The sequence below is a fragment of the Streptomyces sp. NPDC005706 genome, assembly GCF_040631045.1.
In the GTDB taxonomy this organism is placed as follows: Bacteria; Actinomycetota; Actinomycetes; order Streptomycetales; family Streptomycetaceae; genus Streptomyces.
On sequence record NZ_JBEXYS010000005.1, the window covers coordinates 35,385 to 55,107 of the forward strand.

Consider the following 19,723-nt stretch of genomic DNA (forward strand, 5'->3'; position numbering starts at 1 on the left):
GGGCGTTACTCCGCCTCGCGCAGGTCCAGGCCGATGTCCAGGATCGGCGAGGAGTGGGTGAGGGCGCCGACGGCCAGGAAGTCCACCCCGGTCTCGGCGTACGCGCGCGCGGTGTCGAGGGTGAGCCGGCCCGAGGCCTCCAGCAGCGCCCGCCCGCCGGCGATCCCGACGGCCTCCGCGCACTCGCCCGGCGTGAAGTTGTCCAGCAGGACCAGGTCGGCGCCCGCCTCCACGACCTCGCGGAGCTGGTGCAGGGTGTCGACCTCGACCTCGATCGGCACCTCCGGGAAGGCCTCCCGCACGGCCTTGAAGGCCGGCGCGACACCCCCGGCGGCGACGACGTGGTTGTCCTTCACCAGGGCCGCGTCCGAGAGCGACATGCGGTGGTTGACCCCGCCGCCGCAGCGCACGGCGAACTTCTCCAGGGAGCGCAGCCCCGGAGTGGTCTTGCGGGTGTCGCGCACGCGGGCCTTGGTGCCCTCCAGGACGTCCGCCCACGCGCGCGTGGCGGTCGCGATGCCGGACAGCCGGCACAGCAGGTTCAGGGCGCTGCGCTCGGCGGTGAGCAGGTCCCGCGTGCGCGTGGTGACCGACAGCAGCCGCTGCCCGGCCTCGACGCGGTCGCCGTCCTCGACGTGCCGCTCGACCTCGAACTCGTCGGTGCAGACCACCGAGAGCACGGCCTCGGCGACCCGCAGGCCCGCCACCACTCCGGCCTCGCGCGCGGTGAAGTCACCGGTGGCGACGGCGTCCTCGGGGATGGTCGAGTCGGTCGTCACGTCCACCCCGCCGTCCAGGTCCTCCTGGATGGCGACGTTGGCGATGTCCTCGACCTCGACGGGGTCGAGTCCGGCGGCGGCCAGCAGTTCGGCGAGCGCGGGGTCGAGCCCGCACTCCAGGTACTCCTCGTCGCCCTCGGCGCCGCAGGCGCAGCCGTCGCCGCAGCCACCGGTCGGGGCGAGGGGAAGGTCGTCGGTGCTCACGTGTGTCACTGCTCCTGGGAACGCTGGTGGGGCCGGGTAGGGGGGAAGTCTGCGGTGTCCGTGGTGTGTAGGGCCAGGGACCGGTCGGGACCGAGCCGTACGACGATGTGGCGCCGCCACTGGGCGTCGTCGCGCTCGGCGCGGTCCTCGCGCCAGTGGCAGCCGCGGGTCTCCTCGCGCCGCAGGGCGGCGGCGACCAGGACCCGGGCCACGCACAGGAGGTTGGTGGCCTCCCAGGTGTCGACGCCGGGCTCGGCGGTCTTGCCGTTCTCCCGCAGGGCGTCGCGGGCCTCGCCGTGCAGCCGCTGAAGCTGGTCCGCGGCCCGCTGGAGCGACCGCGCCGAGCGGAGCACGCCCGCGCCCTCGGTCATGATCCGCTGGATGGCGAACCGGGACTCCGGGGCCAGCAGCGGGTGGGTGGGCGTCTCGGGGTGCGCGAGCCGGGCGGGCTCGCGCGCGGGGAGGCCGCCCCGCTCCCGGGCACAGGCGATGTCGGCGGCGATGCGCTCGGCGTAGACGAGTCCTTCGAGCAGGGAGTTGGAGGCGAGGCGGTTGGCGCCGTGCACGCCGGTGCAGGCGACCTCGCCGCACGCGTACAGGCCGGGCACGGTCGTCCGGCCCCGGGCGTCGGTGCGGACGCCGCCGGAGGCGTAGTGGGCGGCCGGGGCGACCGGGACGGGCTCCGTCACCGGGTCGATGCCGTTGGCGCGGCAGGCGGCCAGGATGGTCGGGAAGCGGTGCTCCCACATCTCGGCGCCGAAGTGCCGGGCGTCGAGGAACATGTGCTCGGCGCCCTGCTCCAGCATGCGGCGCGTGATGCCCTTGGCGACGATGTCGCGGGGCGCCAGCTCGGCCAGCTCGTGCTGCCCCACCATGAACCGCACGCCGCCCCCGTCGACCAGGTGGGCACCCTCGCCGCGCACCGCCTCGGAGACCAGCGGCTGCTGGCCCTCGGCGTCCGCGCCGAGGAACAGCACGGTCGGGTGGAACTGGACGAACTCCAGGTCGCTGACCTCCGCGCCCGCGCGCAGCGCCAGCGCCACGCCGTCGCCGGTCGACACCGAGGGGTTGGTGGTCGCGGAGAACACCTGGCCCATGCCGCCGGTCGCCAGGACCACCGCGGGGGCGTGCACCGCGCCCACGCCGTCGTGCTGGCCCTCGCCCATCACGTGCAGGGTGACGCCCGCCGTACGGCCCTCGGCGTCGGTCAGCAGGTCGAGCACGAGCGCGTTCTCGACGGTTCGCAGTCCGCGCGCGCGTACCGCCTCCACCAGGGCCCGGGAGATCTCCGCGCCGGTGGCGTCCCCGCCCGCGTGCGCGATACGGCGCCGGTGGTGGCCGCCCTCGCGGGTGAGCTGGATGCCGCCCTCGTCGTCGGTGTCGAAGTGGGCGCCGGTGGAGATCAGCCGCCGTACGGCGTCGGGGCCCTCGGTGACGAGGATGCGCACGGCCTCCTCGTCGCACAGGCCCGCGCCCGCCACCAGGGTGTCCTCCAGGTGCTGCTCGGGGGTGTCGCCCTCGCCGAGGGCAGCGGCGATGCCGCCCTGCGCCCAGCGCGTGGAGCCGTCGTCGAGGCGGGCCTTGGTGACGACGACGGTCGTCAGGCCCGCGGCCTCGCAGCGCAGCGCGGCGGTCAGACCGGCCACCCCGGAGCCGACGACGACCACGTCCGCGGAGATGCTCCACCCGGGGGCGGGCGCGTGCAGTCGTATGCCTGTGCTGGTCACGAGGCGGCTCCGAGGGATCCGAAGGTGAGGGGCAGGTTGTCGATCAGCCGGGTGGCGCCGACGCGGGCGGCCACGGCGAGGACGGCCTCGCCGGTGAAGCCGTCGCCGATCTCGGTGAAGTCGGACGGGTCGACCAGGGCGAGGTAGTCCAGCTTCAGCGGCGGGTCGAGACGCGCGGCCTCGTCCAGGACCTGGTGCACGGCTGCGCGGACGGCCGCCGGGCCACCGGGCGCGGCGGTGGCGACCGCGTGCGCGTCGGCCGCCGCGCGGGACTCGCCTATGGCGCTCAGCGCCTCCGCACGCGCGTGCGTGGAGGGCACCTCGCGGGCCCGCGCGCGCAGCGCCTCCTGCGCCGCGTGCCGGTCCCGGCCGGCGAACAGGGCGCGGGACAGCGAGAGGGCGGTGCGGCGTTCGCCGGGCGAGAGGTAGCGGTTGCGGCTGGACAGGGCGAGCCCGTCCTCCTCGCGCACGGTCGGGACGCCGACGATCTCCACGCCGAAGTTCAGATCGCGCGCCATGCGCCGGATCAGGGCCAGTTGCTGGGCGTCCTTCTGGCCGTACAGGGCGACGTCGGGGCGGGTCAGGTGCAGCAGCTTGGCGACGACGGTGAGCACCCCGTCGAAGTGCCCGGGCCGCGAGGCACCCTCCAGGCGCCCGCCCATGGGGCCGGCGGTGACGCGCACCTGGGGTTCGCCGCCGGGGTAGACCTCGTCCACGGAGGGCGCGAACACGGCGTCCGCGCCCGCCTGTTCGGCGAGCTTCAGGTCGGCGTCCAGGGTGCGCGGGTAGCGGTCGAGGTCCTCGCCGGCGCCGAACTGCAGCGGGTTGACGAAGACGGTGACGACGACCTCGCCCTCCGGCCCGGCGATCCGGCGCGCGGCGCGGATCAGCGTGGCGTGGCCCTCGTGCAGCGCTCCCATGGTCATCACGACGGCACGGCGTCCGTGGCGCACACGCGCGTGCAGCTCCTCGGCGGTGCTCAGCAGGGCGGTGGTCATCAGGCGTTCCCCTCGGTGCCGTCGGGCCCGTTCGTGCCGTCGGTGCCGCCGGCCAGCACCCCGAGCAGGTCCTCGGCGAGCTCCGGCTTCAGCAGGCCGTGGGCGAGGGCCCGGTCGGCGGTCGCGCGGGCCATCGCCAGATAGCCGGCGACGGCCTGCGGGGAGTGCTTGCGCAGCTCGGCGACGTGCGCCGCGACCGTTCCGGCGTCTCCGCGCGCGACGGGGCCGGTGAGCGCGGCGTCGCCGGAGCGCAGCGCGTTGTCCAGGGCGGCGCCGAGCAGCGGGCCGAGCATCCGGTCGGGGGCGGAGACACCGGCCGTGCGGAGCAGCTCCATGGACTGGGCGACCAGGGTCACCAGGTGGTTGGCGCCGAGGGCGAGGGCCGCGTGGTACAGCGGGCGGCTCTCCTCACCGATCCACTCGGGCTCACCGCCCATCTCGATGACCAGGGCCTCGGCGGCCAGCCGCAGCTCCTCGGGCGCGGTGACCCCGAAGGAGCAGCCCGCCAGCCGCTGGACGTCGACCGGGGTGCCGGTGAAGGTCATCGCCGGATGCAGTGCCAGCGGCAGCGCGCCCGCGCGCAGGGCGGGGTCGAGGACCTTCGCTCCGTACCGTCCGGAGGTGTGCACGAGCAGTTGTCCGGGCCGGACGGCGCCGGTCTCGGCGAGGCCGGCGACCAGGCCGGGCAGGGCGTCGTCCGGGACGGTGAGCAGCACCAGGTCGGCCCGCTGGAGGACCTCGGCGGGCGGCACCAGGGGCACGTCCGGGAGCATCGCCTCGGCGCGCCTGCGGGAGGCGTCGGAGACTCCGGAGACGGCCACCGGGCGGTGCCCGGCGAGCTGGAGGGACGCGGCCAGGGCGGGGCCCACGCGTCCGGCGCCGACGACGCCTACGGTGAGCCGCGCGGGGCGGTCCTTGAGGTCTGGCTGGTGGACTGTACTCACGCGACGGTGACCTTCCCGTTCCAGTCCGCTCTGGGTACCGGACGATTTCTCGTCATGTTAACGCTATCCGGTGAGGGGCGGCCGGTTGTCCACAGGCTGTGGGTTTCGCCACGGCCCGGGCGCCTGGAAATCCGGCTGCCGCGCCGGGGCCGCGCAGGGCATGATCCCCCGCATGAGCGATACGGCTGAGCAGGGCGGGGAGCGGTCGGCGGCACAGCGGCTGCGCGAGCGGCGCGGGGCCGCCCAGCGGCAGGCGCGGCGGGTGCTGTCGCGCGCGGGCTGGCGGGGCACCATCCGCGAGCGGCTGGCGCTGCTGCAGGAGGCCGCCCCGGCGGTGTACGACCTGGACGAACAGGCGGACATCTACGGCGACGGGGTCGTGGCCGCCCTGGAGGAGCGGGTCGCCGCGCTGCTCGGCACGGAGGCCGCGGCGTTCTTCCCGACCGGCACGATGGCCCAGCAGGTCGCCCTGCGCTGCTGGGCGGCCCGCACCGGCGACACCACCGTGGCCCTGCACGGTCTGGCCCACCCCGAGGTGCACGAACGGCACGCGCTCAGCCAGGTCGCCGGCCTGCGACCGGTCCGGGTGACCAGCGAGCCCCGGCTGCCCACGGCCGGGGAGATAGGCGACTTTCCCGAGCCCTTCGGGGCGCTGATGCTGGAGCTGCCGCTCAGGGACGCCGGTTTCCTGCTGCCCTCCTGGGATGAGCTGACCGACGTCGTGGCGGCGGCCCGGGAACGTGACGCGGTGGTGCACTTCGACGGCGCGCGCCTGTGGGAGTCGACCGTCCACTTCGGCCGCCCCCTGGACGAGATAGCCGGCCTGGCGGACAGCGTGTACGTGTCGTTCTACAAGTCCCTCGACGGCTTCGGCGGCGCCGCGCTGGCCGGCCCGAGGACCCTGGTCGAGCAGGCGAGGACCTGGCGGCACCGCTACGGCGGCATGGTCTTCCAGCAGTTCCCGACCGCGCTGTCGGCACTCGTCGGACTGGACCGGGAACTGCCCCGGCTGCCGGAGTACGTGCGCCACGCGCGCGTGGTCGCGCAGGCGCTGCGCGAGGGGTTCGCCGAGGCCGGCCTGCCGGGGGCGCGCGTGCACCCCGAGGTGCCGCACACCCACGAGTTCCAGGTCTGGCTGCCGTACCGGCCCGAGGCGCTGACCGAGGCGGCGGTGCGGCAGGGCGAGGAGACCTCGGTACTGCTCTTCGCGAGCACCTGGGAGGCGGCCGGGCCCGGCATCGCGTGCACCGAGGTCACCGTCCGCTCGGCGGGCCTGGAGTGGACGGCGGACGACGTGCGCGCGGCGGTCGCGGACTTCGCGGCCCGGCTGCCGACGGCGCCGTAGCCGCGGGGTGCGGGCGGCGGGCGGCGGGCGGCGCCTCAGTCGAACCGGAGGTGCGGGGCCGGCCCGCCGGGCCCGGTCAGCCGTGGCCGCCGGCCCGCACCAGCCCGGTCTCGTACGCCAGCACCACCACCTGCACCCGGTCGCGCAGGCCCAGCTTGGTCAGGATGCGGCCCACATGCGTCTTCACGGTCGCCTCGGACAGCACCAGCCGGGCCGCGATCTCCCCGTTGGACAGCCCCTGCGCGACCAGCACCATGACCTCGCGCTCGCGGTCCGTGAGCCGCTCCAGCTCCTTGTGCCGGGGCTCCTTGACGCCGGACGGCAGCATCGGCGCGAACCGGTCCAGCAGGCGCCTGGTGGTGGAGGGCGCCACCACCGCGTCCCCGCTGTGCACGGCGCGGATGGCCGTCAGCAGCTCGCCGGGCGGCACATCCTTGAGCATGAAACCGGAGGCGCCCGCCTTCAGCCCGGAGAAGGCGTACTCGTCCAGGTCGAACGTGGTCAGGATCAGCACCTTCGGCGGGTTGGACTCGGCGCAGATCCGCCGGGTGGCCTCCACGCCGTCCAGCTTCGGCATACGGACGTCCATCAGGACCACGTCGACGCCGGTGGAGCGGACCGCCTGGAGGGCCTCGACGCCGTCGCCCGCCTCGGCGACGACCTCCATGTCCGGCTGGGCGGCGAGCACCATCCGGAACCCTGTGCGCAACAGCACCTGGTCGTCCACGAGCATCACGCGGATCGTCATCGGGGTCCTCTTCCGTTCGTCTTCGGGGGGTCGTGCGGGGTCTTCAGGGGGTCCGCCGGGGGGCGTGACAGGTGTCAACCAGGGGCGTGCGGCAGCGTCAGTGCGCCGGTTTGAGCGGCAGCAGCACGCTGATGCGGAAGCCTCCACCAGGACGCGGGCCGGCGTCCAGGGTGCCGCCGACCATCCCGACCCGCTCCCGCATGCCGATCAGGCCGTGCCCCTGTCCGTCGGCACCGCCCTCCTCGTACAGCTCGTGCGGGGCGCCCTTGCCGTCGTCCTCGACGAGCAGGCCGAGCCCGTCGTCGAAGTAGACGAGGCGCACGCTCGCGCCCGCGTTGGGCCCGCCGTGCTTGCGGGTGTTGGTGAGCGCCTCCTGCACGATGCGGTACGCGGTCAGCTCCACTCCGCTGGGCAGCGGACGCGGGGTGCCCTCGACCTTGAAGTCGACGGGCAGGCCCGAGGTGCGGCACTGCTCCACGAGGTCGTCGATCTGGTCGACGTCCGGCTGCGGGACGTACTCCCCCGTCTCCTGGTGCTCGCCGGTGCGCAGCACGCCCAGCAGGCGGCGCATCTCGGCGAGGGCCTGCCGGCCGGTGGAGGAGATGGTCTCCAGGGCCTTCTTCGCCTGGTCGGGGGCGGCGTCGAGGACGTAGGCGGCACCGTCGGCCTGCACCACCATCACCGACACGTTGTGCGCGACGACGTCGTGCAGCTCGCGCGCGATCCGGGCGCGCTCGGCGGCGACCGCGACCTTGGACTGCGCCTCGCGCTCCCGCTCCAGCCGGGCGGCGCGCTCCTCGAGCTGGGCGAAGTAGGCGCGGCGGGTGCGCATGGAGTCGCCGAGCACCCAGGCCAGGGCGAACGGCACCGTCTGGAACACCGCTATCGCCAGCTGGCCCAGCACGCCGGTGTGCTGGGCGGGCCAGCGGATCTGGGCCAGGGCGGCCGCGAACAGGCTGACGGTGAGCGCGAGCCGGGAGGCCCAGCGCGCGCCCATCGTCGCGACCGTGTAGGTGATCACCAGCATGGCGAAGTCGGCGGCGGTCGACTCGACGTCCAGGATCAGCTGGGCCAGCCCGGCGGCGAGGGCCAGCAGCAGCATCGGCTCGGGGTAACGGCGGCGCAGCGCCACGACGACGCACAGCACGGCGGACACCGCCAGCCCCCCGGCGAGGGGCATGTGGTGTCCGGGCGCCCTGCTGAGACTCACCACGCTCACACCGGAGAGCCCGAACAGGACGACGGCCCAGAAGGTGTCGACCCAAGTCGGGTGCCTGCGGAGGAAGTCATAGAGGCGCTGCACGTAACCCAGAGTAGGGAAATGAAATGAGTGCACGGGTCAACCGGAGGGCCGATCCCCACGAGGCACGCGTACTCCGCAAGGTGGAGGAAGTGATCACCTGTACGCCTAGTCTGGCCCGGTGACGGACGAGACGGCGGCTGGAAGCGGGCGCGAGGGACGCGGGTGGCGGCAGGCGGCGCAGGAAGCGCTGTACGGGCCGGCCGGCTTCTACCGGCGGCCGGAGGGCCCGGCCGGGCACTTCCGCACGTCGGTGCACGCCTCCCCGCTGTTCGCGCGCGCCGTGGCCCGGCTGCTGTGCCGGGTCGACGAGGCACTCGGCCGGCCGGGCACCCTGGACTTCGTCGACATGGGGGCCGGGCGGGGTGAGCTGGTCACCGCCGTGCTCGCGGCGCTGCCGGCCGGCGTGGCCGCCCGCGCGCGGGTGTACGCCGTCGAGCTCGCCGCGCGTCCGGCGGCACTGGACGAGCGGATCACCTGGCTGAGCGAGCCCCCGGACGCGGTCACCGGGCTGCTTTTCGCCAACGAGTGGCTGGACAACGTACCGGTGGACGTCGCCGAGGTGGACCCGGCGGGAGTGCCCCGGCTGGTGCTCGTCACCGCGGACGGCACGGAGCGGCTCGGGGACCCGGTGTCGGGGGCGGACGCGGACTGGCTGGCCCGGTGGTGGCCGCTGCCCGCCGAGCCGGGGCTGCGCGCGGAGATCGGACGGCCCAGGGACCTGGCCTGGGCGGCCGCGCTGGAGCGGGTGCGGCGGGGGCTCGCGGTGGCCGTGGACTACGCGCACACCGCCGGCGCCCGCCCGCTGTTCGGGAGCCTCACCGGGTTCCGGGAGGGGCGCGAGACGGCGCCCGTGCCGGACGGCTCCTGCGACATCACGGCGCATGTCGCGCTGGACGCGTGCGCGGCGGCACGCGCGGAGACCTCCCCGCCCGCGCGTCTGCTCACCCAGCGCGACGCCCTGCACGCCCTGGACGTCACCGGCGCACGCCCCCCGCTCGCGCTGGCCTCCACGGACCCGGCGGCCTATGTGCGTGCCCTCACGAGCGCCGGGGAGGCCGCCGAACTCACCGCCCCGGACGGGCTCGGCGGCTTCGGCTGGCTGCTCCAGCCGGTCGGCGTCCCGGACCCGCTCGCCTGAGCCCCGCCGGCTTCCCGGGCGCTACTTGTCGATGTCCCCCACCACGAAGAACATCGACCCGAGGATCGCCACCATGTCCGCGACCAGCGTCCCCGGCAGCAGTTCGGTCAGCGCCTGGATGTTGTTGTACGAGGCCGAGCGCAGCTTCAGCCGGTACGGGGTCTTCTCCCCCTTGCTGACCAGGTAGTAGCCGTTGATGCCGAGCGGGTTCTCGGTCCACGCGTACGTGTGCCCCTCGGGCGCCTTCAGCACCTTGGGCAGCCGCTGGTTGACCGGCCCCGGCGGCAGTTCGGCCACCCGGTCCAGGCAGGCGTCGGCGAGGTCCAGCGCGTTGTGGGTCTGCTCCAGCAGGCACTCGAAGCGGGCCAGGCAGTCGCCCTCGTCCCGGGTGACGACCCTCAGGGTGTCCTGGAGGTCGCCGTACGCCAGGTAGGGCTCGTCGCGGCGCAGGTCGAAGTCGACGCCGGAGGCGCGCGCGATGGGCCCGCTCACGCCGTAGGCGTGCACGGCCTCCGGCGCGAGTTCCCCCACGCCCCTCGTACGCCCCCGGAAGATCTCGTTGCCGAGCACCAGGTCGTCGAAGACGTCCATGCGGGAGCGCACCGCCGCGACGGCGGCACGCGCGCGTGCCGTCCACCCGGCCGGCAGGTCCTCCTTGAGGCCGCCGACGCGGTTGAACATGTAGTGCATGCGCCCGCCGGAGACCTCCTCCATGACGTTCTGGAGCACCTCCCGCTCCCGGAACGCGTAGAACACCGGCGTGATCCCGCCCAGCTCCAGCGGGTACGACCCGAGGAACATCAGGTGGTTCAGCACCCGGTTCAGCTCGGCGAGCAGCGTGCGCGTCCACACCGCGCGCTCGGGGACCTCCATGCCGAGCATCCGCTCCACGGCGAGGACCACGCCCAGCTCGTTGGAGAACGCCGACAGCCAGTCGTGACGGTTGGCGAGCATGATGATCTGCCGGTAGTCGCGCGCCTCAAAGAGCTTCTCCGCGCCCCGGTGCATGTAGCCGATCACCGGCTCCGCGCGCTGGATGCGCTCGCCGTCCAGCACCAGCTTGAGCCTCAGCACGCCGTGCGTGGACGGATGCTGGGGGCCGATGTTGAGCACCATGTCGGTGCTCTCGGCGGCGCCGCCGACGCCGACCGTGGTCTCCGTCGCAGTCATGGACCCAGTCTCCCCTACGTACGCTGGCCCCATGGAGACGGGGAGCCCGGCGGAGACCGGGGTGGCGGGGGACGAACCGGTGTGGCGGGCACTGCCGCCCGGACTGCTGCGCATGCGCCGGCTGCTGCTGGTGCTGTGGACGGGCGTGCTCGCCCTGGCGGCGGGGCTGCTGCCCGGCCTGCTCGTGGGACCTGCCTGGGGCGCCTTCGCGCTGCTCCCGCCGGCCCTGGCCGTGTGGTTCTGGCGGTTGCTGGGCCGCAACTGGCGCTCCTGGCGGTACGCCGAGCGCGCCGACGACCTGCTGATCCGCCGTGGCGTGCTGTGGCGCGAGGAGACCGTGGTGCCGTACGGGCGGATGCAGCTCGTGGAGGTCACCTCGGGTCCCCTGGAGCGGTACTTCGGGCTGGCCAGCGTCCAGCTCCACACCGCGGCCGCGGCGACCGACGCGGTCGTCCCGGGCCTGGACCCGGCCGAGGCGGAGCGGCTGCGCGACCGGCTCACCGAGCTGGGCGAGGCCCGGTCGGCGGGCCTGTGACGGCCCCGGCCCCCGGCGGCGTGCCGGACCGCCCGCCGGTCGCCGAGCGGCGGCTGCACCCCGTCACGCCGTTCCGGCGGGCCTGGGCGCCGGTCGCCGTGCTCGCCGGCTGGGCCGTGCACGACCCGAACGCGGCGCAGGAGCAGTTGGCGAGGCTGACCGGCACCATGCTGCTCATAGGGCTCAGCGTGCTGGTCCCGGCGGCCGGTCTGTACGGCTTCCTGTCCTGGTGGTTCACGCACTTCGCGGTCACCGGCGGCGAACTGCGCATCCGCACCGGCCTGCTGTTCCGGCGCACCGCGCACATCCGGCTGGAGCGCATCCAGGCGGTCGACGTCACCCGGCCGCTCCTCGCGCGCGTGGCGGGGGTGGCCAAGCTCCGCATCGACGTCGTCGGCGCCGCCAAGAAGGACGAACTCGCCTTCCTGGGCGAGCGGGAGGCGCGTGCGCTGCGCGCGGAACTGCTCGCGCGCGCGGCCGGATTCGCCCCGGCGACGGCGCGCGAGGTCGGCGAGGCACCGGCGCGGGAACTGCTGCGCGTGCCGCCGCGCGCGCTGGTGCTCTCCCTGCTGCTGACGGGCGCCACCTGGGGCTCGCTGGCCGCCGCCCTGGTCGTGCCGCCCCTGCTGTGGTTCGCCACGCACAGCGTGTGGACGGTCCTCGCCACCGCCCTGCCGCTGCTGGGCGCCGCCGGCGCGAGCAGCGCGGGCCGGTTCGTCACCGAGTACGACTGGTCGGTGGGCGAGTCCCCGGACGGGCTGCGCATCGACCGCGGGCTGCTCGACCGCGCGCACGAGACGGTCCCGCCGGGCCGGGTGCAGACGGTGCGGATCGTGGAGCCGCTGCTGTGGCGGCGGCTGGGCTGGGTGCGGGTGGAACTGGACGTGGCCGGATCCGACAACTCGGTGCTGGTGCCGGTCGCCCCGCGCGCGGTCGCCGAGTCGGTCATAGCGCGCGTGCTGCCCGGCGTGACCGTACCGGCGGCGCCGGCCCGGCCGCCGGGACGGGCCCGCTGGTGCCTGCCGGTGTGGTGGCGCGGGCACGGTCTCGCGGTCACGGACGCGGTGTTCGCCGCCCGGCACGGCCTGCTGCGCCGGCGGCTGTCCCTGGTCCCGCACGCCAAGGTGCAGAGCGTACGGCTCACCCAGGGGCCCTGGGGGCGGCTGTGGCGGCTCGCCGACGTGCACGTGGACACCGGGGCGGGCAGGACCGTCACGGCCCGGCTGCGCGACGCGGACGAGGCCGGCCGGCTGCTGCGCGCCCAGGCGGAGCGCTCCCGCACCGGCCGCCGGGACGCCCGCCCGGACCGCTGGATGGCCTGAGCGGGACGGCCGCCGGTACGGCAAAAGGCCCGGCTCCCCTCATGGGGCGCCGGGCCTTCCGTCGTTCCCGCGGGTCCGCCGGGACCGCTCAGGAGGCCGCGCTGCGCAGACCCTGGACGTCGATCTGTTCCGTCTCGTCGTGCGCGGTCAGGTCGATGACCTGGCCGACGCCGCGCGCCTGGTCGTCGGCGGTCTTGAACTCGGCCTCGGCCTCGGCCTTGTGCAGCGCGAGGGCCTCCTGACCGACGACGTCCGCCAGGTCCTCGTTCTGCACGGACTCCAGCGCCTCGGACGAGGTGTGCTTGTGGGTGCCGAAGAAGTCGAACCCGCCCTCGATCACGGGGCGCCGGGCGGGCGCGGCCGGTACGACGGCCACCGCGGTCGGCACCGTGAAGTGTCCCGCGGGCTGCTGCCCCGCCGACTTGGCGGCCTCGGCCGGTGCCGTCGGGGTGGCGGCCGGGCGCGCGTGCTCCCCGGCCGCCCCGGGCTTCCCCTGCGCCTCGTCCTCCTGGCCGGCGTCCTCGCTCCGGGGAGCGCCGGCCGCCTGCGTCACGCCGTCCGCGGCGCCCTCTCCTTTGGCGGCCGCCCCGGGCGGCACGGCCGCGGCGGACCGGGTCTCGGCCGGTTCCTCGGCGGACGGCCCGAAGGGCTTCACGGCCCCGGCGTGATCGGCGGGCCTGCCGGGAGCCTCGGTGCCGGGGTTGGCGGGAGTTACGGGGCCGGGCTCGACGGGAGCGTCGGCACCCGGCGCGAGGGCCTCGGCGTCGGGCTTCGCGGCAGCGTCGGCGTCGGGCGCGGAGGCCTCGGCGTCGGGCTCGGCGGGGGCCTCGGCGTCGAACCGGGCCAGTGCCGTCGCGGCCCGCAGGTAGAGCCGCGAACCCTCGGGCGAGAAGACGGCGCCGGGCTCCGGCTTCTCCGCGTCGGCCGGCTCCGCCGCCTGCACGGCATCGAGAGCCTCGGGGGCCTCGGGCTCGGCGCTGCGCGCGGGCGGCAGCGCGAGCGCGCCGGACGGCTCGCCCGCCTCGATCTCCAGCAGCCGGCGCCCCTCCAGGGCGCTCGCCCGCTCGGTCTCGGCGGTCGCGTAGCGGCGCAGCAGGGCGGCGTGTTCGTTGCGCAGCCCGGCCAGCTCCGCGCGCTTGGCGCGCAGCCGCCGCTCGAGCTTGGTGCGCAGCTCCCGCGACTCCTCCAGGTCGGTCTCCAGTTCGGCGACCCGCTCCTCGAAGCGCCACTCGTCGCTGGCACGCGCGCGCATGAGGTCGGCGACCTGCTTGCCCGCATGGGTGTCCCAGCGGCGCATCACGACGGCGCCCACCACGGCGGTCGCCGCGGCGGCCGCGGCCAGCAAGCGCAGCACCGTGGCCTCGGAGAACACCCAGGGACCCAGCGCGCAGACGACGGAGACTCCGGCGATCGCCGACGGTGGCAACAGCCGGTGCAGAGGCGGGGAATGGCGGTGGCGTCCACGTGGCATGGCCAGAAACTTACCGCGCGTAGGCGAATCATGGGTCCCCGCCCCGTAAAAACACGGCCACACCGACGGCTTCGCCGGCCCCGGCGGCACCGGGGTCAGCGGTCGCTGAGCCTTCCGCTGATCCACTGCAGCGTCGGCGGGATCTCCCGTCGCCAGGTGTTGAAGTTGTGCCCGCCGCTGTCCAGGATGATCGAAGAGATCCGGGTCCGGTTCGTGGCCTTCACCCGCTCTATGAACCTGAGCGTGTCCCGGTAGTTGTGCTCACCGACCCGGCTGCTGGTGACGAGCAGTGAGGTGTCGGGCGCTGGGGCGTGCTTGAGGACCCACCACAGGTCGGCGCGGCCGCGCAGGTCCCGGTCGCCGTGGAAGAGGTCACCGGTCGTCGGGTCGATCGGCGCCTTGTAGTACGGCGACAGGCCCGCACCGGCCGCGTAGACGTGCGGGTGGTGCATGGCCAGCTTCAGCGCGCAGTAACCGCCGGTGGAGTCGCCGATGACGCCCCAGCTCCCGGGCCGCTTGCCCACCCGGTAGTGGGCCAGCACGGCCTCGGGGAGATCTTTGGCGAAAAACGTCTCCGTCCGCGGGCCCCCCGGGACGTCCACGCACTCGGTGTCCCGCGGCGGCGCCACGGTCGGCCGCAACATCACCAGGATCATCGGCTGCGTCCGCCCGTCCTTGGCCAGCTCCTGCGCCGTACGCGGATAGTTCAGCTTGTTCACCAGCGCCTGCGCCGTACCGGGGTAACCGGTCAGCACGACCGCCGCGGGGAACGTACGCGTGCGGTACCGCGGCTGGAAGTACTCGGGAGGCAGGTAGACGTACGCCGGTGAGGCGATGCGGGATTCACGGCCCACGATGTCGACCTTCTGTATCTGCCCGGCCGTCCGCGGCCCGGAACCCGTCACGCCCGGCACCGGGGAGGTGGAGAGCACCTGCAGCGGGCCGCCCGGGCCGCCGCCCGAGGAGTGGTCGACGACGACTCCCTGTTCGGTCTCCCGGCCGAACAGGTCCGCCCAGCCCGCGTAGAAGCCGAAGGCCTGGTTGGCGGCGATCCCCAGGGAGGCGAAGAGGGCGAGCTGGGTGGCGAGGAGCAGCCCGACGCGTCCGCTGACGGACCGCCAGCTCCGCCGGGCCAGCCGCGGCCACAGCCACACCGTGGCGACGAACAGAGCCACGGCGAGCACGATCGCCAGCAGCAGCACCTTGTTGCTCGTGAGACCCATGGGGTGTTCCGCCTGCGCTTTCCGCCCGTGCGCCGCCCACACATCGTCGCGAGGGCTTGTCCGGGGCTTTCCTTGGCCTTTGATCCGGCTTTCCGGAAGGGAGTGAACCTCTCTCCCCGAGACACCGTCCTAGAGGGCGCAATGTCGCCGGATGCCCCGATCGGCACCGGGTTCAAGGTCTCTCGCAGAACTACGGGATGCGATGTCTGTCAGGATAGATGGGGAAATGTCGGGCGAGGTTCCGAGCCGATCAAGCCGGGCGCGGCGCATCCTGCGCGGCCCGCGCCCCGAGGCCGTTCCCACCCTGGTCGCCAGGGCGTGCGCCGTCGTGGGCGTTCTGGACATCGCCGCGGGCGTCTTCCCGCGCTTCCGCCACAGCCGTATGCACGCCCTGGCCGAGGTGCTGCCCGGCTCCTTCGGACCCTTCGCCGCGGCCCTCTCGCTGAGCGCCGGCGTGCTGTTGCTGCTGCTCGCGCACGGGCTCAGGAGGCGCAAGCGCCGGGCGTGGCGCGCCGCGGTCGCGCTCCTCCCGGCGGGCGCGGTGGCCCAGTTCGTCTACCGGCACTCCCTCATCGGCATGCTCATATCGGTGGCGCTGCTGGTGCCGCTGCTGCGCCACCGCGACGAGTTCGCGGCCCTGCCCGACCCCCGCAGCCGCTGGCGCGCGCTCGCCAACTTCGTCCTGATGAGCGCCGGTTCGCTCGCCCTCGGCCTGGTCATCGTCAGCGTCCACCCGGGCCGGACGCTCGGCGACCCGAGTCTGGCCGACCGCCTGACCCACGTCCTGTACGGCCTGTTCGGCTTCGAGGGCCCGGTGGACTACGCCGGCAACACCTCGTGGACCGTCGCCTTCTCCCTCGGCGCGCTCGGCTGGCTCACCACGGCCACCACCGTCTACCTGGCCTTCCGCCCCGAGCACCCGGCCGCCCGCCTCACCGAGGAGGACGAGGCCAGACTCCGCGCACTGCTGCACCGGCACGGCCGGCGCGACTCCCTCGGCCACTTCGCGCTGCGCCGCGACAAGGCGGTCGTCTTCTCCCCCAGCGGCAAGGCGGCCGTCACCTACCGCGTCGTCTCCGGCGTGATGCTCGCCAGCGGTGACCCGATCGGCGACGTCGAGGCCTGGCCCGGCGCCATCGAGCGCTTCATGGACGAGGCACGGGCACACTCCTGGACGCCCGCCGTCATGGGCTGCTCCGAGACCGGCGGCGAGGTGTGGACCCGTGAGACCGGTCTCGACGCCCTGGAACTGGGCGACGAGGCGGTGGTCGACGTGGCGGATTTCTCGCTGGCCGGACGCGCGATGCGCAACGTGCGCCAGATGGTCAAGCGCATCGAGCGGGCCGGCTACGAGACCCGGGTACGGCGCATCCGTGACCTCGGCGACACCGAACTGGAGCGCATCCGCCGGGCGGCGGAGGACTGGCGCGGCACCGACACCGAACGCGGCTTCTCCATGGCACTCGGCCGCATCGGCGACGCCGCCGACGGCGACTGCCTGATCGCCACCGCCCACAAGACCGAGGAGGAACCCGGCGAGTACGGGGACCTGAAGGCGATCCTGCACTTCGTGCCCTGGGGCGAGGACGGCGTCTCGCTGGACCTCATGCGCCGCGACCGCGGCGCCGACCCCGGCATGAACGAACTGCTGATCGTCGCCGCCCTGCAGGCCGCCCCGAGGTTCGGCGTCACGCGGGTCTCACTGAACTTCGCGATGTTCCGCTCCGCCCTCGCGCGCGGGGAGAAGATCGGCGCGGGCCCGGTGCTGCGCGCTTGGCGCGGACTGCTGGTCTTCCTCTCCCGCTGGTTCCAGATCGAGTCGCTGTACAAGTTCAACGCCAAGTTCCAGCCCCGCTGGGAGCCCCGCTTCGTCGTCTACCGCGCCTCGGCCGACCTGCCCCGCATCGGCTTCGCCGCCATGCAGGCCGAGGGCTTCGTCGACGTCGCCCTGCCGCTGCCGCGCTTCCTGCGCCGGCGCCGCGCGGCCGTCGAGCGCCCCTGCGCGCACGCGGTCGTGGAACGCGACATCCGGGCCGCCTGAACCGCGCGGTGGCGCTCCGGCCCCCCGAGACGCCCCCGCCCGGCACGGGCGCCACCGCGCGTTCACGGCACCGCCCTGGGCCTACGCTGAAGGTATGAACAACCTCAGCGGGCGCGGCCGAGTGGCAGGCCTTCCGGCATGGGACCGGTGCGCGGTCATGGGAGTCGTGAACGTGACCCCCGATTCCTTCTCCGACGGCGGCCGCTGGTTCGACACGTCCGCCGCCGTCAAGCACGGTCTGGAGCTGGTCGCCCAGGGCGCGGACCTCGTCGACGTCGGCGGCGAGTCCACCCGCCCGGGCGCCAGCCGCGTCGACGAGGCCGAGGAACTCAGGCGCGTCATCCCCGTCGTCCGCGGCCTCGCCTCCGAAGGCGTCGTCGTCTCCGTCGACACCATGCGCGCGCGTGTCGCCGAACAGTCCCTCGCCGCCGGCGCCGCCCTCGTCAACGACGTCAGCGGCGGCCTGGCCGACCCCGCGATGATCCCCGTGGTCGCCGCCACCGGCGCGCCCTTCGTCGTCATGCACTGGCGCGGCTTCCTGGAGGGCGGCAACGTCCAGGGCGCCTACGAGGACGTCGTCGCCGAGGTCGTGGACGAACTCCACGCGCGCGTGGACGCCGTGCTGGAGGGCGGCATCGCCCCCGACCGCATCGTCGTCGACCCCGGTCTCGGCTTCTCCAAGGAGGCCGAGCACGACCTCGCCCTCCTCGCCCACCTCGACCGTCTGCGCGCCCTCGGCCACCCGCTGCTGGTCGCCGCCTCCCGCAAACGGTTCCTCGGCCGCGTCCTCGCCGGACCGCAGGGCGCTCCGCCGCCGGCCCGGGAACGCGACGCCGCCACGGCCGCCGTCTCCGCGCTCGCCGCGCAGGCCGGCGCCTGGGCGGTACGCGTGCACGAGGTACACGCCAGCGCGGACGCGGTACGGGTCGCGCGCGCCGTGGAGGGAGCGCGTACGGAACGGCCCACGCGGGGCACGGACGGCGAGCGCGGCGCGGAAGGAACCCGGTGAGCGCCCCCCACACCGACGTCGAACAGGTGGAGGCCGCCAACACCGCCTTCTACGAGGCGATGGAGCGCGGGGACTTCGAGGAGCTGTCCTCCCTCTGGCTCATGCCCACCGACCTGGGCGTCGACGAGGAGTACCACGACCCGGCCGACACCGGCGTGGTCTCCTGCGTTCACCCCGGCTGGCCGGTGCTCACCGGCCGCGCCGAGGTCCTCAGGTCGTACGCGCTGATCATGGCCAACACCGACTACATCCAGTTCTTCCTCACCGACGTGCATGTCTCGGTCACCGGTGACACCGCCCTGGTGACCTGCACCGAGAACATCCTCAGCGGCGGCCCGGCCCCCCAGGACGGCGCCGAGCTCGGCCCCCTGCTCGGCCAGCTCGTCGTCGCCACGAACGTCTTCCGCCGCACGCCCACCGGCTGGAAGCTCTGGTCCCACCACGCCTCACCCGTGCTGACCGAGACCGACGAAGAGGACGAGAACGGACAGGACGGGGTCAACGGCGTGAACCCGGACGACGATCCCCTGCTCTGAGCGGCCGCGCGCCCGCCGGGAGCCGTGAAGTGGTTGGAATCACGAACCCGGGGGTAGGAGCGGCTACCAGCCCATGACGTGGCCGGGTTCCCCAGGGAGAACACGCGGTGAAACGTCCGGGTCCCGGCCCGGCCCGCACCCCGGTGCCCCGGCTCTGTCAGCGCCCGCGGGTAGATTCGTCCCAGGCCGGTGTGCCGTCCGCACGTGGCACCGCCCGGCCGTTCCCGACGATTGCAGGAGTGATTCGCGTGGATCGTGTCGCGCTGCGCGGCCTGAAGGCCCGCGGGCACCACGGCGTGTTCCCCAAGGAACGCGAGGAGGGCCAGACCTTCCTCGTCGACCTCGTCCTCGGCCTGGACACCCGGCCGGCCGCCGCCGACGACGACCTGACGAAGACCGTGCACTACGGCATCGTCGCCGAGGAGGTCGTGGCCGTGGTCGAGGGTGAGCCGGTGAACCTCATCGAGACCCTCGCCGAGCGGATCGCCCAGACCTGCCTGAAGCACGAAGGGGTCCAGGAGGTCGAGGTCTGCGTCCACAAGCCGGACGCCCCCATCACCGTCCCCTTCGACGACGTGACCGTCACCATCACCCGGAGCCGAGTATGACCCGACCTTTCACCCAGGGTCACAGCGACCCGACCGTCCAGCCGGTGCCCGCCTCGGTCGTCGAGCAGGTCGACGCCGCCGACACCACGCTGAGCAACCCCAAACGGGCCGTGATCTCCATCGGCTCCAACCTCGGCAACCGCCTGGAGACCCTCCAGGGAGCCGTCGACGCCCTGGAGGACACCCCCGGCGTCCGCGTGAAGGCCGTCTCCCCGGTCTACGAGACCGAGCCGTGGGGCGTCGAACCGGGCTCGCAGCCCTCCTACTTCAACGCGGTCGTGGTCCTCAAGACCACGCTGCCCCCGTCCTCCCTGCTGGAGCGGGCCCACGCCGTCGAGGAGGCCTTCCACCGGGTACGTGACGAGCACTGGGGACCGCGCACCCTGGACGTCGACATCGTCGCCTACGCCGATGTCACCTCCGACGACCCGCGGCTGACCCTGCCGCACCCGCGCGCCCACGAACGCGCCTTCGTGCTCGCACCGTGGCACGACGTCGACCCGCAGGCACAGCTCCCCGGCCGCGGCCCGGTGGCCGATCTGCTGTCGGGCGTCACCCGGCACGGCGTCGAAGCACGCGCGGACCTGGAACTCCGACTGCCCGAGTAGTCGTTAAGGTCAAG

The 19,723-nt window shown here is 74.2% G+C and carries 18 protein-coding genes; 9 read left to right on the top strand and 9 right to left on the bottom strand.

All coding sequences use genetic code 11. The features are described 5' to 3' along the window. Positions 1-5 precede the first annotated feature (5 nt). From nadC to ABZ478_RS11445, 4 genes are read right to left on the bottom strand one after another with little or no spacing between them, the layout of a single operon-like run. Positions 6-983, bottom strand: coding sequence for a carboxylating nicotinate-nucleotide diphosphorylase (gene nadC / locus ABZ478_RS11430; RefSeq protein ID WP_351667264.1), 978 nt, complete (start codon positions 981-983; stop codon positions 6-8). A gap of 5 nt (positions 984-988) precedes the next feature. Continuing rightward, a complete protein-coding gene (locus ABZ478_RS11435; protein WP_359547615.1) occupies positions 989-2,710 on the bottom strand; it encodes an L-aspartate oxidase in 1,722 nt (573 codons plus the stop codon). Then, positions 2,707-3,708 (bottom strand): pantoate--beta-alanine ligase, encoded by a 1,002-nt coding sequence (gene panC / locus ABZ478_RS11440; protein WP_359547617.1) that lies wholly within the window; start codon positions 3,706-3,708, stop codon positions 2,707-2,709. Before panC ends, ABZ478_RS11435 begins: the two co-directional genes overlap by 4 nt. Further along, positions 3,708-4,652: a DUF2520 domain-containing protein gene (locus ABZ478_RS11445; RefSeq protein ID WP_359547618.1), complete on the bottom strand. Its 945-nt coding sequence runs from the start codon at positions 4,650-4,652 to the stop codon at positions 3,708-3,710. Before ABZ478_RS11445 ends, panC begins: the two co-directional genes overlap by 1 nt. Positions 4,653-4,824: 172 nt before the next feature. On the opposite strand from ABZ478_RS11445, the gene ABZ478_RS11450 reads away from it, so the two are divergent. Further along, on the top strand, positions 4,825-5,997 hold the full coding sequence (locus ABZ478_RS11450; RefSeq protein ID WP_359547619.1) for a beta-eliminating lyase-related protein: 1,173 nt from the start codon (positions 4,825-4,827) through the stop codon (positions 5,995-5,997). Between the two features lie 76 nt (positions 5,998-6,073). Here the strand turns inward: ABZ478_RS11450 and ABZ478_RS11455 are convergent, their stop codons facing one another. Both ABZ478_RS11455 and ABZ478_RS11460 read right to left on the bottom strand, forming a co-directional pair. Then, on the bottom strand, positions 6,074-6,745 hold the full coding sequence (locus ABZ478_RS11455; protein ID WP_359547622.1) for a response regulator transcription factor: 672 nt from the start codon (positions 6,743-6,745) through the stop codon (positions 6,074-6,076). 97 nt (positions 6,746-6,842) lie between these two features. Next, the gene (locus tag ABZ478_RS11460) at positions 6,843-8,048 is read right to left on the bottom strand and encodes a sensor histidine kinase (protein WP_359547625.1); all 1,206 of its coding nucleotides are present in this window, start codon (positions 8,046-8,048) and stop codon (positions 6,843-6,845) included. A gap of 118 nt (positions 8,049-8,166) precedes the next feature. Between ABZ478_RS11460 and ABZ478_RS11465 the strand changes: the two genes are divergently transcribed. Further along, a complete protein-coding gene (locus ABZ478_RS11465) occupies positions 8,167-9,186 on the top strand; it encodes an SAM-dependent methyltransferase (protein WP_359547627.1) in 1,020 nt (339 codons plus the stop codon). Positions 9,187-9,207: 21 nt separating this feature from the next. Here the strand turns inward: ABZ478_RS11465 and ABZ478_RS11470 are convergent, their stop codons facing one another. Then, complete coding sequence (locus tag ABZ478_RS11470; RefSeq protein ID WP_359547628.1) at positions 9,208-10,356, bottom strand: NADH-quinone oxidoreductase subunit D; 1,149 nt, start codon at positions 10,354-10,356, stop codon at positions 9,208-9,210. A gap of 31 nt (positions 10,357-10,387) precedes the next feature. Between ABZ478_RS11470 and ABZ478_RS11475 the strand changes: the two genes are divergently transcribed. Together ABZ478_RS11475 and ABZ478_RS11480 are read left to right on the top strand one after the other, a co-directional pair. After that, positions 10,388-10,891: a PH domain-containing protein gene (locus ABZ478_RS11475; protein WP_359547631.1), complete on the top strand. Its 504-nt coding sequence runs from the start codon at positions 10,388-10,390 to the stop codon at positions 10,889-10,891. After that, a complete protein-coding gene (locus ABZ478_RS11480) occupies positions 10,888-12,213 on the top strand; it encodes a PH domain-containing protein (RefSeq protein WP_359547634.1) in 1,326 nt (441 codons plus the stop codon). The genes ABZ478_RS11475 and ABZ478_RS11480 overlap by 4 nt, the downstream gene beginning before the upstream one ends. Before the next feature lie 88 nt (positions 12,214-12,301). Here the strand turns inward: ABZ478_RS11480 and ABZ478_RS11485 are convergent, their stop codons facing one another. Both ABZ478_RS11485 and ABZ478_RS11490 read right to left on the bottom strand, forming a co-directional pair. Further along, positions 12,302-13,684 (bottom strand): hypothetical protein, encoded by a 1,383-nt coding sequence (locus ABZ478_RS11485; RefSeq protein WP_359547637.1) that lies wholly within the window; start codon positions 13,682-13,684, stop codon positions 12,302-12,304. 95 nt (positions 13,685-13,779) lie between these two features. Further along, positions 13,780-14,907, bottom strand: a complete 1,128-nt coding sequence (locus ABZ478_RS11490) for an alpha/beta hydrolase-fold protein (RefSeq protein ID WP_359547639.1) — start codon at positions 14,905-14,907, stop codon at positions 13,780-13,782. A 226-nt stretch (positions 14,908-15,133) separates the two neighbouring features. On the opposite strand from ABZ478_RS11490, the gene ABZ478_RS11495 reads away from it, so the two are divergent. The 5 genes from ABZ478_RS11495 to folK all read left to right on the top strand — a co-directional run bounded on the left by ABZ478_RS11495 (position 15,134) and on the right by folK (position 19,709). Beyond that, positions 15,134-16,948 (top strand): phosphatidylglycerol lysyltransferase domain-containing protein, encoded by a 1,815-nt coding sequence (locus tag ABZ478_RS11495; protein WP_359547642.1) that lies wholly within the window; start codon positions 15,134-15,136, stop codon positions 16,946-16,948. Between the two features lie 94 nt (positions 16,949-17,042). Next, on the top strand, positions 17,043-17,957 hold the full coding sequence (gene folP, locus ABZ478_RS11500; protein WP_359547645.1) for a dihydropteroate synthase: 915 nt from the start codon (positions 17,043-17,045) through the stop codon (positions 17,955-17,957). Continuing rightward, a complete protein-coding gene (locus ABZ478_RS11505; protein WP_359547648.1) occupies positions 17,954-18,493 on the top strand; it encodes a nuclear transport factor 2 family protein in 540 nt (179 codons plus the stop codon). The genes folP and ABZ478_RS11505 overlap by 4 nt, the downstream gene beginning before the upstream one ends. Before the next feature lie 248 nt (positions 18,494-18,741). Continuing rightward, the gene (gene folB, locus ABZ478_RS11510; protein WP_199211435.1) at positions 18,742-19,101 is read left to right on the top strand and encodes a dihydroneopterin aldolase; all 360 of its coding nucleotides are present in this window, start codon (positions 18,742-18,744) and stop codon (positions 19,099-19,101) included. Beyond that, complete coding sequence (folK, locus tag ABZ478_RS11515) at positions 19,098-19,709, top strand: 2-amino-4-hydroxy-6-hydroxymethyldihydropteridine diphosphokinase (protein ID WP_359547653.1); 612 nt, start codon at positions 19,098-19,100, stop codon at positions 19,707-19,709. The genes folB and folK overlap by 4 nt, the downstream gene beginning before the upstream one ends. Positions 19,710-19,723 lie beyond the last annotated feature (14 nt).

Bases quoted from the DNA above. Each gene is read 5' to 3' on its own strand.
- panC (WP_359547617.1), bottom strand. From the start codon at position 3,708: ATGACCACCGCCCTGCTGAGCACCGCCGAGGAGCTGCACGCGCGTGTG.
- ABZ478_RS11450 (WP_359547619.1), top strand. From the start codon at position 4,825: ATGAGCGATACGGCTGAGCAGGGCGGGGAGCGGTCGGCGGCACAGCGG.
- ABZ478_RS11455 (WP_359547622.1), bottom strand. From the start codon at position 6,745: ATGACGATCCGCGTGATGCTCGTGGACGACCAGGTGCTGTTGCGCACA.
- ABZ478_RS11470 (WP_359547628.1), bottom strand. From the start codon at position 10,356: ATGACTGCGACGGAGACCACGGTCGGCGTCGGCGGCGCCGCCGAGAGC.
- ABZ478_RS11475 (WP_359547631.1), top strand. From the start codon at position 10,388: ATGGAGACGGGGAGCCCGGCGGAGACCGGGGTGGCGGGGGACGAACCG.
- ABZ478_RS11485 (WP_359547637.1), bottom strand. From the start codon at position 13,684: ATGCCACGTGGACGCCACCGCCATTCCCCGCCTCTGCACCGGCTGTTG.
- ABZ478_RS11490 (WP_359547639.1), bottom strand. From the start codon at position 14,907: ATGGGTCTCACGAGCAACAAGGTGCTGCTGCTGGCGATCGTGCTCGCC.
- ABZ478_RS11495 (WP_359547642.1), top strand. From the start codon at position 15,134: ATGTCGGGCGAGGTTCCGAGCCGATCAAGCCGGGCGCGGCGCATCCTG.
- folP (WP_359547645.1), top strand. From the start codon at position 17,043: ATGAACAACCTCAGCGGGCGCGGCCGAGTGGCAGGCCTTCCGGCATGG.
- folK (WP_359547653.1), top strand. From the start codon at position 19,098: ATGACCCGACCTTTCACCCAGGGTCACAGCGACCCGACCGTCCAGCCG.